This is a genomic window from Dyella terrae, assembly GCF_022394535.1.
Lineage (GTDB): Bacteria > Pseudomonadota > Gammaproteobacteria > Xanthomonadales > Rhodanobacteraceae > Dyella.
On the sequence record NZ_CP089414.1, the window covers coordinates 4,732,401 to 4,746,067 of the forward strand.

The following is a 13,667-nucleotide window of genomic DNA, read 5'->3' on the forward strand; positions in this document are numbered from 1 at the left end:
ATCCAATGTCTCTCGTTATCAACACCAATATTTCGTCGCTGAACGCGCAGAACAACCTGACCAAGTCGCAGAGCGCCCTGTCCCAGGCCACGCAGCGTCTGTCGTCGGGCATGAAGATCAACAGCGCCGCCGACAACGCCGCCGGCTTCGCGATCTCCCAGCGCTACACCACGCAGATCGGCGGCCTGCAGCAGGCCAGCTCCAACGCCAGCGACGCCATCAACCTGGCGCAGACTGCCGGTTCGGCCCTGGACCAGGTCACCGCCAACCTGCAGGCCATTCGCGACCTGGCCGTGCAGTCGGCCAACGGCACCTACACCTCCGCTGACCGTTCCTCGATCGACCAGGAAGTGCAGCAGCGCCTGGCGGAAATCACCCGTATCGCCAACCAGACCACGTTCAACGGTTCGAACGTGCTGGACGGCTCCATGAAGACCAAGAGCTTCCAGATCGGCGCCAACGTCGGCCAGACCATCAGCGTGAGCCTCGGCACCAGCGTGAAGTCGAGCGCCATGGGTCAGGTTTCCGAAGTGACCTCGGGCGACATCGGCACCATCACGCTGAAGGCCGGTGATCTGACCGTCGGCGCAGGCGCGGTGGCCGCAGGTACCTACAACTCCACCACGTTGGCTGCGGCCATCCAGACCGCCGGCGGCGCCGGTGTGACGGCAACCGTCAGCGCGAGTGGCGAAATCAACATCGCCAACTCCGGTGCAACGGCTCTGGCCGTTGGTGGCGCCCAGGCGAGCGCGCTGGGCATGCCGACCACCGTGGCTGCTGCGGGCAATGCCACCACCACGGGCGTTGTCGGTGGCCTGACCGGCCTGCCGAGCCTGGCTGGCGAAGGCTTCAGCATCAACGGTACGTCGATCGACCTCAGCGGCGCCAAGAGCCTGCAGGACGTGTCCGACGCGATCAATGCGGCTGGCATCACCGGTGTCACCGCAGCGGTGAACGGTGCGGGCAATGGCGTCAACTTCTACTCGGCGGGCGCACTGAAGATCGCTGACACGGGCGGCAACATCATCGGTGCCAATGCCAAGGACGTGAACGCGGGTGCGACCTACACGGTGGGCAGCACGGCCTCCTCCGGTGGTTCGCTGTCCGGTGGCAACGTGCAGTCGGTGGACTCGGCCAACGACCTGATCTCCCGCGTCGACGTGGCGCTGAAGACGGTCAGCGATTTCGCCGCCCAGCTGGGTGCCGTGCAGAACCGTTTCCAGTCGACCATCTCCACGGTGGCGGCGCAGACGACCAACCTGCAGGCTTCTCAGTCGACCATCCGCGACGCTGACTTCGCGGCGGAGACGGCCAACCTCAGCAAGGCGAGTGTGCTGCAGCAGGCGGGCATCTCGGTGTTGGCCCAGGCCAACTCCAACCCGCAGCAGGTGCTGAAGCTGTTGCAGTAACGGACGCAGGCCAGGACGCGACTCTCCCGGGTCGCGTCCGCATGCGGCCAGTTTTATCACTCGGCGGGTTGCCTCTCGCAGCCCGCCCGGTGTTTCGGGAGCTTCCGGCAAAGCCTTCGCGAGCGAAGGTTTTGCCGGGGGCTCGAATCTTCCCGCCACGGCGGGGCAACTTCGGGAAACTGACAGGGCAGCGCGATGACCACCACCAGCAGCACTAGCGGCAGCAGCCTGAGCTCTCTGCTCAACCAGTTGGGCACGAGCACGAATTCGGGCAGCGGCACGTCCGGTACCTCCAGCGGCAGTTCCACTAGCGGCAGTTCCACCAGTGGCACGTCGTCGAGCAGCAGCTCCGGCAGCTCCACCATCAGCTCGGCAGGTCTCGCTTCGGGTCTGGACGTCAACGCGATCGTCACCGCGCTGGTGAATGCGCGCAAGGCGGCCTCGCAGCAGCAGATCACCACGCGCACCACGCAGACCAACAGCCTGCTGACCGGCCTGTCCTCACTGAATTCAGCGCTGGGCGGCATCCAGACGGCGCTGGCCACGCTGACCTCGGTCAACACCTTCAGCAGCTACAACGCCACGCTGACGGCGCAAGGTTCCAGCAGCAGCGTCGGCACCGCGAGCACCATGTCGAGCGCCCACCCGGGCTCCTACACCATCGCGGTGAGCCAGCTTGCCACGGCGCAGAAGCGCGCGAGCAGCGCGGTGGCCTCGGGCACGGCGGTGGGGCAGGGCACGCTGAGCATCACGATCGGTTCCAACACGATGAACGTGGCGGTATCCGCCACCAATACGCTGTCGGATATCGCCACCGCGATCAACGGCTCGTCGACCAATCCGGGCGTGACCGCGACCATCGTCAATGGCGTGAACGGCCAGCAGCTAATGCTGAGCTCAAGCAAGACGGGCGTGGCCAATGGCTTCACCGTTTCCGCCAATGCCACCAGCAGCGCCGGTCTTACCAGTCTCGCGACCACGCTGAACACCGCGGGCAGCAACGAGGCGCAGGACGCCAAGCTCACTGTGGATGGCATTGCCGTCTCCAGTGCGACCAACACCGTCACCGGCATGATGGACGGTGTCACGCTCAACCTCACCGGTACCGGCACCAACACGCTGACGGTGGCGCAGGACAACACGGCGGCGACCAACGCCATCCAGGGCCTGGTCGACGCCTACAACAGCTACGCCAGCACGGTGTCTTCGCTGTCCAGCTACGACACCAGCAGCGGCACAGCGGGTGCGTTGCTGGGCGACACCACGCTCACCTCGGTGCAGCGCGGCATCGCTTCCGTGCTGAGTGGCGCGGTGAAGGGCAACAGCATCGGTACGCTGGCCAACCTGGGCATCACGCGCAACCCCGACGGCACACTGAACTTCGACACCGGCAAGCTCGCCACGGCGTTCCAGAACAACCCGTCGGCGGTGAAGAACCTCTTCGTCGGCGCCAACGGCTACGCAACCAATCTCAGCACCACGATCAGCGCGTACACCGCCACGGGCGGCATCATCAGTACGCGGATGAACAGCCTCAACAACACGCTGACGCAGCTGAGCACGCAGCAGACCGCGCTGAACAATCGCATGGCGACCTATCAGACGCAGTTGCAACAGCAGTACACGGCGTTGGACACGCTGATGTCCTCGCTCAACAACACCAGCTCGTACCTGACCACGGCGTTGGCACAGCTGAACAATTCCAGCTCGAAGAACTGAACGCGGGGAAGCGATCATGACCTACGGCTATATGCGCAACGCCAGTGCGCTCTATCAGGACACCAGTGCGCGCGGCAGCGTGGAAGGCGCCGATCGTCACCAACTGACCGGCATGCTGTTCGACGGCGTGATCGACCGCATCACCCAGGCTCGCGGCGCCATCCGGCGTGGCGACGTGCCGGCCAAAGGCACGCACTTCGGCCGCGCGCACGCCATCATCGGCGAACTGCGCGGCAGCCTCGACCACGAGCAGGGCGGCCCTTTGGCGGGGCGGTTGGATGCGCTTTACGACTATGTCAGCCGTCGCCTGTTGCATGCCCAGCTCAACAATGACGAGCGGGCCATCGACGAAGTAGTGGATCTGCTTACGCCGGTGCGCGATGCCTGGCGCCAGATCCGCGACGATTTTCTGGCAGCGCAAAGCCGCGCGCCCAGCGTGGCGGCCTGATCATGGTGGACGCCGTGCACGCGACCCTGCTGGCTATGAGCGAACGCATGCTGGCCGCCGCCCGTGGGGATGACTGGGAGGCCGTAGCAATCCTCGAAGCCGAACGTAGCCAGCAGATCGCCTTGCTCTCCACCACGGAGTCCGAGGTGTTGCCGTTGTTCAAGACGCTGCTGGCCCACACCGAAGAAGTGCGCGAGCTGGCCCGGGGTCAGCGCGATCGCCTGGGTGCCGATCTTCAGGAACATCAGCATCGCCATCGCGCACTCAGCGCGTACCTGCACGCGGGCCACGAGTAAGCGCGGCAGCGTGGTGGAAGCGCGCATAATCCCGGGCGGCCGCGATCCGGACGGCCAGTGACGAGGGCATCATGCAAGACGCTTCCTGGCAGGCATTCTCCGAACGGGTCACCTACGACGACGGCCTTCACGTCAGCTGCACCGCGCTGGCCGAACTTCCCGGCGACCTGCAGCGCGCTGCCATGCGCGACCGCAATCTCAGCGTGCTGGGCACTCTGGCCGTCTTCAGTGAACGTCGCAGCGAGCCAGCGGACGAAGAGAATCCCCTCGCGCAGGACATGCAGCGGCTCGACAGCAAGCTGAACGTGCTGATGGCCATGCTGGATCAGCTTCTCCAGCAAAAGGCCGAATTGCCCCCCCCGTGCCCGTGTCAGCTTTAACGCGATCGGCGCGTTATTGCCCCTATCGATCTGGCCTGCAGGGCAAGACCGCACGATGGTGCGGCTGCACTTCGATGGATGCCTGGCATTGCCGCTCGAACTGGTGGCCCGACACGCACAAGAGTGTGATGAGCATCACATTTTTGCCGTGTTTGAGGCCATGGACGAGGCCACATGTGACGCGATTGAGCGGCTGGTGTTCCGCCATCATCGACGTAAAGTGGCAGAGCGCCGACAGACGGCCTTCTAGAGCCTCGATCGGGATCACAGATCAAATGTGATCGATATCACGCTACTGAAACCCGACACGAAAGTTCTTTGACGCACATCTCGAACAGGTGCCGCACAGGGTCACCTTCCCGAGTATTGCGTAGCGTCATTTTTCCCTAGTGGATTCAGTGGTCTGTGGCCCATCGCTGGGAAGCTTCCTGGCGATGTTCAGCCAAGGTGACGCTCACCGGCAGTCGCACGTTGCAAGTTCGTGTCGAAAATTCATGCCGACTGGCCCTCTTCTTGCTCCTCCCTCCTCGCGGACGCCGACGGAATGTCGTCACGCACGAAGGTGCAATCCAGGGGGTCACCAATGAAGCAGCACGCACGAGAGCATCACATGGGCAAGTTCGACGTACTGGTGATCGAGTCCGATCACCGCAGGGCGGAGTCGGTCGTTTCGGCGCTGGAATTTCTCGGTTATCGCCCGCAGCGTGGCGAAGATTGCGAGATGGTGGACGAGGCGACGCACGCATGGCGTGCCGTGTATGTGGGCAATGTGCGGGATGAAGTAGAAGCCGAGCGACAGTTTTCGCGATTGGGTGAGGCTTCCCACCAGGCCATGGTGTTGATGGCCGCTGATTCGGAATGGTTGTCCCGCCTTGGCGCAGACAAGGCGGCGAACGCGAGCCGCATCGGCATCATTGAATTTCCGCTGCGCTATGAGCAGCTCTCCGAAGCTATGCGCGGGTCGCAGGCCGCGTCGCCGCGTCGCTCCGAAGTCCGGCTGGTAGGCAGCTCGGGTCCGATGGCCCGCGTCAGCGCACTGGTACGCCAGGTGGCGCCGTTCGATTCCAGCGTGTTGGTGCTGGGCGATTCGGGCACCGGCAAGGAAATGGTGGCGCGCAGCATCCACGAATGCTCGTCGCGTCGCGACAAGCCGTTCGTCGCAATCAATTGCGGCGCTATCCCAGCCGAACTGTTGGAAAGCGAACTGTTCGGTCACGAGAAGGGCGCCTTCACCGGCGCGATCAGTACCCGCAAGGGCCGCTTCGAATTGGCCGAGGGCGGCACGCTGTTCCTCGACGAAATCGGTGACATGAGTTTGCCGATGCAGGTGAAGTTGCTGCGCGTGCTGCAAGAACGCGTGTTCGAGCGCGTGGGCAGCAATCGCACACAGCGCTGCGACGTGCGCATCATCGCCGCCACGCACCGCAACCTTGAAGACGCCATCTCTCACGGGCAGTTCCGTGAAGACCTGTTCTATCGCCTCAGCGTGTTCCCGCTGGAGATGCCCGCGCTGCGCGATCATCTGGACGACCTATCGGAGCTGGTGGGCGAGTTCAACCAGCGCCTGTCACGCCGCGGCCTGGCCAACGTGCGCTTCAGCGCCGGTGCGATGAACGCGCTGCACAGCTATGCATGGCCGGGCAATGTGCGCGAGCTGTACAACCTGGTCGAGCGCCTGGCTATTCTCTATCCGCACAGCGAAGTGCGGGTCAGCGACCTGCCGGAAAAATATCGCGGCCAACAGCCGATCGAGGAAGTTCGCGGCGCGGCGCTGCTGTCGCTGATGACGGGCCAGTCTCCGGTGTTGCCGGAGTCCATGACCGTGGTGTCGAGCGAATCGCTGGCCATGCTGCCGGAAGGCGGGTTGGACCTGAAGGACCATTTGGCCGACATCGAGGTGGGCCTGATCCGTCAAGCGCTTGACGTCACCGGCGGCGTGGTCGCACACGCGGCAAAGCTGCTGCGCATGCAGCGCACCACGTTGGTGGAAAAGCTTCGCAAGTACGGGTTGCAGCCGAGCCTGCAGGCATAAGGATGACGTCGGCTCTCCGTCACGGAGAGCCGCGCGCCGACGTTCGGTCGCGTCGTTTCGATCTATCTGCGCACGTGTATAGCCAGCGTCACGCGATGCGTTTGGCGCGCATCGTCTTGTCTTCGTTGAGCAAGATGCTGGTTCTGCACCTTCGCGGGAACGCGTGCTATCACGCCGGCGAACGGCTTTCACGAAGCTGGCACGGGTTGTGCAGTTACACCCTCGGACACTCTTTACGCGTTGGAATTCCGTCATGAGTCAGATCGACGTCAACAACCTGCTGTCGCAGATGCGCCAGCTCACTTTGCAGACCAAGCCGACCGAGCAGGCATTTACTGCGGCGGCACCGGGGCAGACGGATTTCGCCAGCCTGCTGAAGAAGTCGATCTCGTCGGTAGCCGATGCACAGATGGATGCCGGAAACCAGGCAGCAAGTTTCGAGCGTGGCGACGACGGTGCTGATCTCGCCAAGACCATGGTGGCCATCAACAAGGCCGATCTTTCGTTGAACACGTTGACCCAGGTGCGAAACAAAGTGGTCGACGCCTACAACAACATCATGAACATGCCGGTTTGACCGGTCCGATGACGACGTTACTGCGTCCCTTGAGCAAGAGCAGTCTTCATGGCCGATAACGCCCTAGCGACCACCGACGAGCAGCCCGGTTCTCGCCTGGATCTCAAGCAGCTCGTGCGCACGCCGGCATCGCGGCAATTGCTGCTGCTGGTGGGTGTCGCCGCGGCGGTCGCCCTTGGCGTCGCCGTGGTGCTGTGGTCCCGCGGGCCCAACTACGGCTTGCTGTATGCGGGCCTTGAGCAGAAGGATGCCGCCGCCGTCACGCAGGCGTTGCAGGCGTCGAACACGCCGTACACATTGGGTGCGGATGGCACGTCCATCATGGTGCCCGCGTCCGATCTGGCCGCGATCCGCCTCAAGCTTGCGTCGCAGGGCCTGCCGCAGGGCAGTTCGGCGACGACCGCGGTACCCGGTGGCGACTCTCCGTTCGGCATGAGTGATCTGGCCGAACGCACGCGTTACCAGCAGATGTTGGAAACGGATCTGGGTAGCACTATTGCCGGTTTGCAGTCGGTGCGCGCAGCGCGTGTGCATCTGGCGTTGCCCAAGCCCTCGGCCTTTATTCGCGACAACAAGGAAGCGAGTGCCTCGGTACTGGTGACGCTGTATCCCGGCCGTCAGCTCGACGCGAGCCAGGTGGCAGCGATCGTGCATCTTGTCGCTTCCAGCGTGCCCAACCTCGATCCCAAGCAGGTGTCGGTGGTTGATCAGCAGGGTCAACTGCTCACCACCACGGATGCCGGCAGCGCCAGCGCCATCGGCGACACGCGCCTGCGTCTGGCCACGCGCATCGAAAACACCTACGCGCAGCGCATTGAAGAACTGCTGACGCCACTGGTTGGTCCGGGCAAGGTGCGTGCGCAAGTGTATGCGGACCTGGATTTCAGTGAGACTGAAAAGGCGACCGAAACGTTCGATCACGAACATCCCGCGCTGCGCAGCGAACAGACCAACAGCGAAAGCCACGTGGGTCAGGCGAACGATGCGTCGGTGCCGGGCGCGCTGAGCAACCAGCCACCGAACAACGTGGCGCAGCCGACGGCGGCCAAGCCTGCGGCGGGCAAGGGTGCGAATGGCAAAGCGGCGGCGACCACGGCGCAGAGCAACGCCCCGGGCGACACGTCGAGCAGCGCCACGCGCAACTACGAACTCGATCGCACCATCAGCCATGTCAGTGATCCCGCTGGCCGACTTGCGCGCCTTACGGTGGCGGTGGTGCTCGACAACAAGACTGTGGCCAGTGACAAGGGCGCGCCCAAAAGCGTGCCGTTCACGCCACAGGAACTGGAACACCTCACCACACTCACGCGCAACGCCGTTGGCTACAACGAAACACGCGGTGACAACGTGAGCGTGATCAACCAGCCGTTCCATCAAGACCCCAACGCCGACATGGCTACGCCCACGCAGCCGTTCTGGGAGCGGCCCGGCATGCTCGACCTGATCAAGCAGGCCGCCGGCATTCTGGTAGCGCTACTGGTGGCCTTCGGTCTGCTGCGTCCGCTGTTGCGCGGCTTGTCGCGCGCGCCGACGCCGGGTCGTGAACTGGCCCTGGCGGGCGCCGGTCCCGGTGCGCCCACCATTTCGGTGCGCGTGGACGATGAAGACGTAGGCGACGACCTGGTCAAGCTCGGCGGCGTGCCGCCGCAGCTTGCCTATGAACAACGCATTGGTTTGGCGCGCCGCATGGTGAGCGAGAACCCCAAGCAGGTCGCGCAGGTGGTCAAGAGCTGGGTGGGCGAAGATGGCGGCTGATCCCAAGCTCACGCCCTGTCACGGCAGCCGGCCACATGAGTGGACGAAGGCAGCCCATGGGCATGCCGCGTCGCGGAACGCACTTCTTCTGTCGGCTGTGACAGAACAGCTTAGCGGGCGGAACGAATCATGAAGACAGATATGCCAATCGGCGGCGCACAGCGCGCGGCCATCCTCCTGCTTACTTTGGGCGAGCAGGACGCGGCCGAAGTGCTCAAGCACCTCAGCGCGCGCGACGTGCAAGCGGTGGGCACGGCCATGGCCGGCATGTCCAACGTGACGCGCGAGCACGTGGAGCAAGTGCTCGCACGCCTCAACGAAGATATGGGGCGTCATACCTCCCTTGGCGTGGGCACCGAGGAATACATCCGCAAGATCCTGGTCAACGCGCTGGGCGAGAACAAGGCCGGTGGCTTGATCGACCGCATTCTTCTTGGCCGTAGCAGCAAGGGCCTGGAATCGCTCAAGTGGATGGAAAGCCGCGCCATTGCCGAAATGATCGGCCAGGAGCATCCGCAGATCATTGCGCTGGTATTGGCGCATCTCGAACCGGATCAGGCGGCTGAAGTCATCGGTTACTTGCCGCCGCGCACCCGCAGCGATGCGGTGATGCGTATCGCCACGCTCGACGGCGTGCAGCCGCACGCCCTCAACGAGCTCGACGAGATCATGGAGCGCCAGTTCGCTGGCGGAAACACCAAGAAACTCAAGTCCGCCAGCGTCGGTGGACTGAAGGCGGCGGCCAACATCCTCAATGCGATGGAAACTACGCGCGAGAACGAACTGATGGCGGCCATCCGCACCCACGACGTTAGCCTCAGTGGCCGCATCGAGGAGCTGATGTTTGTGTTCGAAGACTTGGCCGAGCTCGACGACCGCAGCATGCAGACGCTGCTGCGCGAAGTGCCGACAGCCCGCCTGGTCACCGCACTCAAGGGCGCAGAGCCCGGCGTGCGCGAAAAGATCTTCGGCAATATGTCCAAGCGCGCCGCCGACATGCTGCGCGACGACTTGGAAGTGTCTGGTCCCGTTCGACTCAGCGAAGTCGACTCGGCGCAGAAGGAAGTGCTCGCCATCGCGCGCAAGCTGGCCGATTCCGGCGCGATCAATCTTTCCGGTACGGGTGACGAGCTGGTGGCATGAGCGCCGTGATGAACAGGGACGATTGGAAAGCATTCGAGCGTTGGCTTCCACCAGAGGTCGGTGAGACGGCTGCGCCGGAACCGGCTCCCGTGGAGACCGTCCAGCAACCGACCGTGCGCGATCTGGAGGCATTGGAAGAACAAGCGCGCGAGGAAGGCTACGCCGCCGGCCATGCCCAGGGCATGGCGGAGGCGCGCGACGTGCTGCAGGAACGCATGCAGCGTCTTGATGCCTTGCTGGAGTCAGCGGCGCGTCCGCTGCGCAGCATGGACGAGCTGGTAGAACTGGAACTGGCGCGCCTGGCCATGACGGTCGCGCGCCAGGTATTGGCGCACGAGTTGCGCACCGCGCCCGATCTGGTGGTGGAAGCCGTGCGGCAGGCTGCACTGGCGCTGCCGTCTGCAACGGGCAACCTGCGTGTACGCCTGCATCCGGACGATCTGGCGCTGCTGCGCTCGCTGGACATGGTGGAGTCGCATTGGCAGTTGCTGCCGGACAACAGCCTCCAGCGCGGCGACTGCCTGCTGGAGAGCGAACGCTCGCGCCTGGACGCGCGCGTCGAAACGCGGCTCGCCGCCGTGGTCGATGCCGTGCTCGGTGCCGAAGCCGAAGAAACCGATGAAGATGCCGACGAGGTGCGCGGATGAACGCGCAGCCGGGCTCGCCGCGTAGCGCGCTGTGGCAGGAACGGCTTGCTCGTCGCCGCCAGCGCGCGATGGGTGCCCGTACATTGACGGTGGAAGGCCGCTTACGTCGCGTGGTGGGCCTCACGCTGGAGGCCGAGGGCTGTGAAGCGCCGCTCGGCGCCCGCTGCATGGTCACCACCGCCGACGGCACCGAACTGGATACCGAAGTCGTCGGTTTCGCCGACGAACGCCTGCTGTTGATGCCCGTGACCGAGATGCACGGCGTGCTGCCCAATGCCCGCGTGCGTCCGTGCGCGCGTACCGGTGGCCTGCCAGTCGGCGAAGCGTTGCTAGGGCGCGTGGTCGGTGCGGATGGCGTGCCGCTCGACGGCCTGGGCCCGCTCGACGTGGACGAGCACGCGTTGCTGAAGAACGCACCGATCAACCCCATGGCGCGCAAGCCCATCGATACGCCGCTCGACACCGGCGTGCGCGCGATCAACTCCCTGCTTACCGTGGGGCGTGGCCAACGTCTGGGCTTGTTCGCCGGTTCGGGCGTGGGTAAATCGACCCTGCTCGGCATGATGACGCGCTACACCGATGCTGACGTAGTGGTCGTGGGCCTGATCGGCGAACGCGGTCGCGAAGTGAAGGAATTTGTCGAACACACGCTGGGTCCGGAAGGCCGGGCCCGCTCGGTGATCGTCGCCGCGCCGGCCGATGCGCCGCCGCTCAAGCGGCTGCGCGGCGCGCAGTACGCCACCGCCATCGCCGAATGGTTCCGCGATCGCGGCCAACGCGTTCTGCTGCTGATGGATTCGATCACCCGCTACGCACAGGCGCAGCGCGAAATCGCACTGGCTATCGGTGAACCGCCGGCCACCAAGGGTTATCCGCCGTCCGTGTTTGCCATGCTGCCCGCGCTGGTGGAGCGTGCCGGCAACGACGCGGAAGGGCGTGGCTCCATCACCGCGTTTTACACCGTGCTCACCGAAGGCGACGACTACCGCCACGATCCCATCGCGGATGCATCGCGTGCGATTCTGGACGGCCACATCGTGCTCTCGCGCGATCTCGCCGAGGCGGGGCACTATCCGGCCATCGACATTGAAGCGTCGATCAGTCGTGTGATGCCTGCCGTGGTACAGCGCGAACACTTGCGCGCCGCGCAGCGTTTCCGCCAGGTCTATTCGGCGTATCGCCAGCAGCGCGACCTGATCGCCGTGGGCGCGTACCAGAAAGGTTCCGACCCCCAAGTGGACCATGCCATCGCCATGTGGCCGAAACTGCGCGACTTCCTGCAGCAGGAAGTGGACGCGCCGACTACGTTGGCCGACGCCATCGGCGGCCTTGAAAGCCTGACTGCCGGAGGCGCGCCGTGAAATCCCGCGCGAACCGCCTGCAGCCCGCTGCCGACCTGGCACACACACGCCAGGAGGAGGCCATGCAACGCCTGGCCGAGCAGCAGCAAAAGCTCGCGAAGGCGGAACAGCAGCTCGAAGAGCTGGAAAAGTACCGGGCCGAGTACGCAGAGACACAAGGTGGCGTGAGCGTGAGTGCCTTGCTCAACCGCCGCCAGTTTGTCGAGCGCATCAATCAGGTCATCGCCCAGCAGGTCAACGAAGTGGCGCGCCAACGCCGATACCTCGACGGTGTCCGCAACCAATGGCGCGAAGCCCACGCGCGCGAACAGGCGCTTGGCACCGTGATCGATCGCTACCGCGAGCAGGAACGAAAGAGCGAGGAACGTCGCGAACAAGCTGAGGTGGACGAGCGCATGCAGCATCGTCGACCGAACCGGGGCTTGTCGCGATGAAAACCCCCAACGTATGCCAAGAGGCCACCGTATGACGCCCCCCCGTTGCCCTGACGGCGAATACGCCGCCGCCCGCCAACACGCCAGCAAGCACGAGCGTGCAGGGCGATACCAGCCAGGATTTCAGCAGGCCGTTGCAGCAGGCGCAGCGGCAATGGGCACGACAGAACGATCCGTCGCCCGCAGCGCCGGCGAAGCAGCCATCGCCGAAAGCGGCATCGTCTCAGGCGCAGCCGCAGGCAAAAGCCAAGGACAAGGCAGGCGCGAAGGACGACGACAAACCAACGTCACCCACACCCGATGCTGCCGCGGCCATGCTCGCCTTGTTGGGTCAGAGCGTGCCGGCATCGGCAGCGCCTACCGCGGTATCCGCGGATGGGGATGACGCCGTGGATGCCACGACCGGTGGAACGGGCGGCTCGACCCTCGGCGCTCTGCCCACAACTCCGGCCGGGCTGTCGTTGCTCGGTGCGATGCAGGCGAACGCCCAGCCGGCGGCCGCCAACACGAATACGTTCACCAAGGCCATGGATGGCATCCAAGACAAGAGCCTGTCCATGCTCGCGCAGGGCGCGAATGACGGCGACGACAGTGCTGACGCCACGACCACCACGGCCACGCAGGGCGCCAAGAGCGACGCATTCACCGCTGCCCTGCAGACCTTAACCACGTCGTCGAAGCAGGACGATGGCAGTGATTCGCTTGATGCCCTGAAGAACCTCGCCGCCATGGCCGCGCCACCGCAGCCTGCCTTGCAGGCCAATGTGGCCACCACGCCTGCAGCGCATGTGTTGACCATGCAGTCCAGCGTGGGCACACCGGCCTTCGGTCAGGAGTTGAGCCAACAGGTCACCTGGCTTGGCGGTCAGGACGTGAAGGAGGCGCGCATTCGCCTGCATCCCGAAGACCTCGGTGAGCTCGACGTCAAGGTGAGTGTGAAGCAGGACCACGTGGATGTGGCTTTCATCGCGCAACATCCACAAGCGGTACATGCGGTGCAGCAGACGCTCGGCCAGTTGGATTCGATGCTGGCCCATCATGGTTTGTCGTTGGGGCAGGCGCAGGTGGGGCAGGGGAATTCGGGGCAGGGGTCGGGGAGTTCTGGTGGGGCGGCGTCGGGAAGTGGGAGTGGGCTTGCCGAGGATGCGGGTGAGTTGGCTTCTGTGGTGGCGCCGGTGGTGAAGGCGGTGGGGTTGGTGGATATGTTTGCCTGACGGTGCGCGCTTTGCTTCCGTTGCTCTTTCTCCCTCGCCCCTTTGGGGAGAGGGTTGGGGATGAGCCCCGAAAAGGGGGTAAAGGTCGGGTGCTCGCCTTACGGTTTCATCTACGCCGTCACCCCTGCGCAGGCAGGGGTCCAGTGACTTTGCGCTTGGTTGTCGCGTAGTCGCGACCTGGCTCGCCTGCGGCGGGCTTTCGACCTCCTGCCGGAGGCCGAGTCACTTTTCTTTGCTTGCCCGAAGAAAAGT

14 protein-coding genes are annotated in these 13,667 nt (G+C 64.5%); all 14 read left to right on the forward strand.

What is annotated here, in order from left to right:
• Positions 1–5: 5 nt before the first annotated feature.
• The 14 genes from DYST_RS20835 to DYST_RS20900 all read left to right on the forward strand — a co-directional run bounded on the left by DYST_RS20835 (position 6) and on the right by DYST_RS20900 (position 13,415).
• Positions 6–1,409, forward strand: a complete 1,404-nt coding sequence (locus DYST_RS20835) for a flagellin (RefSeq protein WP_239948088.1) — start codon at positions 6–8, stop codon at positions 1,407–1,409.
• Positions 1,410–1,604: 195 nt separating this feature from the next.
• Positions 1,605–3,128, forward strand: a complete 1,524-nt coding sequence (gene fliD / locus DYST_RS20840) for a flagellar filament capping protein FliD (RefSeq protein WP_239948090.1) — start codon at positions 1,605–1,607, stop codon at positions 3,126–3,128.
• Positions 3,129–3,144: 16 nt separating this feature from the next.
• Positions 3,145–3,576, forward strand: a complete 432-nt coding sequence (fliS, locus tag DYST_RS20845; RefSeq protein WP_102301124.1) for a flagellar export chaperone FliS — start codon at positions 3,145–3,147, stop codon at positions 3,574–3,576.
• 2 nt (positions 3,577–3,578) lie between these two features.
• The gene (locus DYST_RS20850) at positions 3,579–3,872 is read left to right on the forward strand and encodes a flagellar protein FliT (RefSeq protein ID WP_239948092.1); all 294 of its coding nucleotides are present in this window, start codon (positions 3,579–3,581) and stop codon (positions 3,870–3,872) included.
• A 71-nt stretch (positions 3,873–3,943) separates the two neighbouring features.
• A complete protein-coding gene (locus tag DYST_RS20855; protein ID WP_239948094.1) occupies positions 3,944–4,252 on the forward strand; it encodes a hypothetical protein in 309 nt (102 codons plus the stop codon).
• Between the two features lie 16 nt (positions 4,253–4,268).
• On the forward strand, positions 4,269–4,502 hold the full coding sequence (locus tag DYST_RS20860) for a PilZ domain-containing protein (RefSeq protein ID WP_239948097.1): 234 nt from the start codon (positions 4,269–4,271) through the stop codon (positions 4,500–4,502).
• 360 nt (positions 4,503–4,862) lie between these two features.
• Entirely contained in the window at positions 4,863–6,284 is a 1,422-nt protein-coding gene (locus DYST_RS20865; protein ID WP_102301121.1) for a sigma-54 dependent transcriptional regulator, read from the forward strand.
• Between the two features lie 253 nt (positions 6,285–6,537).
• Positions 6,538–6,861 carry a flagellar hook-basal body complex protein FliE gene (fliE, locus tag DYST_RS20870; RefSeq protein WP_102301120.1) on the forward strand — a complete coding sequence of 108 codons (324 nt, stop codon included), beginning with the start codon at positions 6,538–6,540 and terminating at the stop codon, positions 6,859–6,861.
• Positions 6,862–6,909: 48 nt separating this feature from the next.
• The gene (gene fliF, locus DYST_RS20875; protein WP_239948099.1) at positions 6,910–8,616 is read left to right on the forward strand and encodes a flagellar basal-body MS-ring/collar protein FliF; all 1,707 of its coding nucleotides are present in this window, start codon (positions 6,910–6,912) and stop codon (positions 8,614–8,616) included.
• A gap of 147 nt (positions 8,617–8,763) precedes the next feature.
• A complete protein-coding gene (gene fliG, locus DYST_RS20880) occupies positions 8,764–9,759 on the forward strand; it encodes a flagellar motor switch protein FliG (RefSeq protein ID WP_199178862.1) in 996 nt (331 codons plus the stop codon).
• Positions 9,756–10,406 carry a flagellar assembly protein FliH gene (locus DYST_RS20885; protein ID WP_239948101.1) on the forward strand — a complete coding sequence of 217 codons (651 nt, stop codon included), beginning with the start codon at positions 9,756–9,758 and terminating at the stop codon, positions 10,404–10,406. The genes fliG and DYST_RS20885 overlap by 4 nt, the downstream gene beginning before the upstream one ends.
• Positions 10,403–11,767 carry a flagellar protein export ATPase FliI gene (fliI, locus tag DYST_RS20890; protein WP_275666884.1) on the forward strand — a complete coding sequence of 455 codons (1,365 nt, stop codon included), beginning with the start codon at positions 10,403–10,405 and terminating at the stop codon, positions 11,765–11,767. The genes DYST_RS20885 and fliI overlap by 4 nt, the downstream gene beginning before the upstream one ends.
• Positions 11,764–12,201 carry a flagellar export protein FliJ gene (gene fliJ, locus DYST_RS20895; RefSeq protein ID WP_102301115.1) on the forward strand — a complete coding sequence of 146 codons (438 nt, stop codon included), beginning with the start codon at positions 11,764–11,766 and terminating at the stop codon, positions 12,199–12,201. Before fliI ends, fliJ begins: the two co-directional genes overlap by 4 nt.
• Before the next feature lie 98 nt (positions 12,202–12,299).
• Positions 12,300–13,415 carry a flagellar hook-length control protein FliK gene (locus tag DYST_RS20900; RefSeq protein ID WP_239948102.1) on the forward strand — a complete coding sequence of 372 codons (1,116 nt, stop codon included), beginning with the start codon at positions 12,300–12,302 and terminating at the stop codon, positions 13,413–13,415.
• Positions 13,416–13,667 lie beyond the last annotated feature (252 nt).

Excerpts from the sequence above, each read along its gene's own strand:
- fliF (WP_239948099.1), top strand. The coding sequence starts at position 6,910 with ATGGCCGATAACGCCCTAGCGACCACCGACGAGCAGCCCGGTTCTCGC.
- DYST_RS20885 (WP_239948101.1), top strand. The coding sequence starts at position 9,756 with ATGAGCGCCGTGATGAACAGGGACGATTGGAAAGCATTCGAGCGTTGG.
- fliD (WP_239948090.1), top strand. The coding sequence starts at position 1,605 with ATGACCACCACCAGCAGCACTAGCGGCAGCAGCCTGAGCTCTCTGCTC.
- DYST_RS20835 (WP_239948088.1), top strand. The coding sequence starts at position 6 with ATGTCTCTCGTTATCAACACCAATATTTCGTCGCTGAACGCGCAGAAC.
- fliE (WP_102301120.1), top strand. The coding sequence starts at position 6,538 with ATGAGTCAGATCGACGTCAACAACCTGCTGTCGCAGATGCGCCAGCTC.
- DYST_RS20855 (WP_239948094.1), top strand. The coding sequence starts at position 3,944 with ATGCAAGACGCTTCCTGGCAGGCATTCTCCGAACGGGTCACCTACGAC.
- DYST_RS20865 (WP_102301121.1), top strand. The coding sequence starts at position 4,863 with ATGGGCAAGTTCGACGTACTGGTGATCGAGTCCGATCACCGCAGGGCG.
- fliS (WP_102301124.1), top strand. The coding sequence starts at position 3,145 with ATGACCTACGGCTATATGCGCAACGCCAGTGCGCTCTATCAGGACACC.
- DYST_RS20850 (WP_239948092.1), top strand. The coding sequence starts at position 3,579 with ATGGTGGACGCCGTGCACGCGACCCTGCTGGCTATGAGCGAACGCATG.
- fliI (WP_275666884.1), top strand. The coding sequence starts at position 10,403 with ATGAACGCGCAGCCGGGCTCGCCGCGTAGCGCGCTGTGGCAGGAACGG.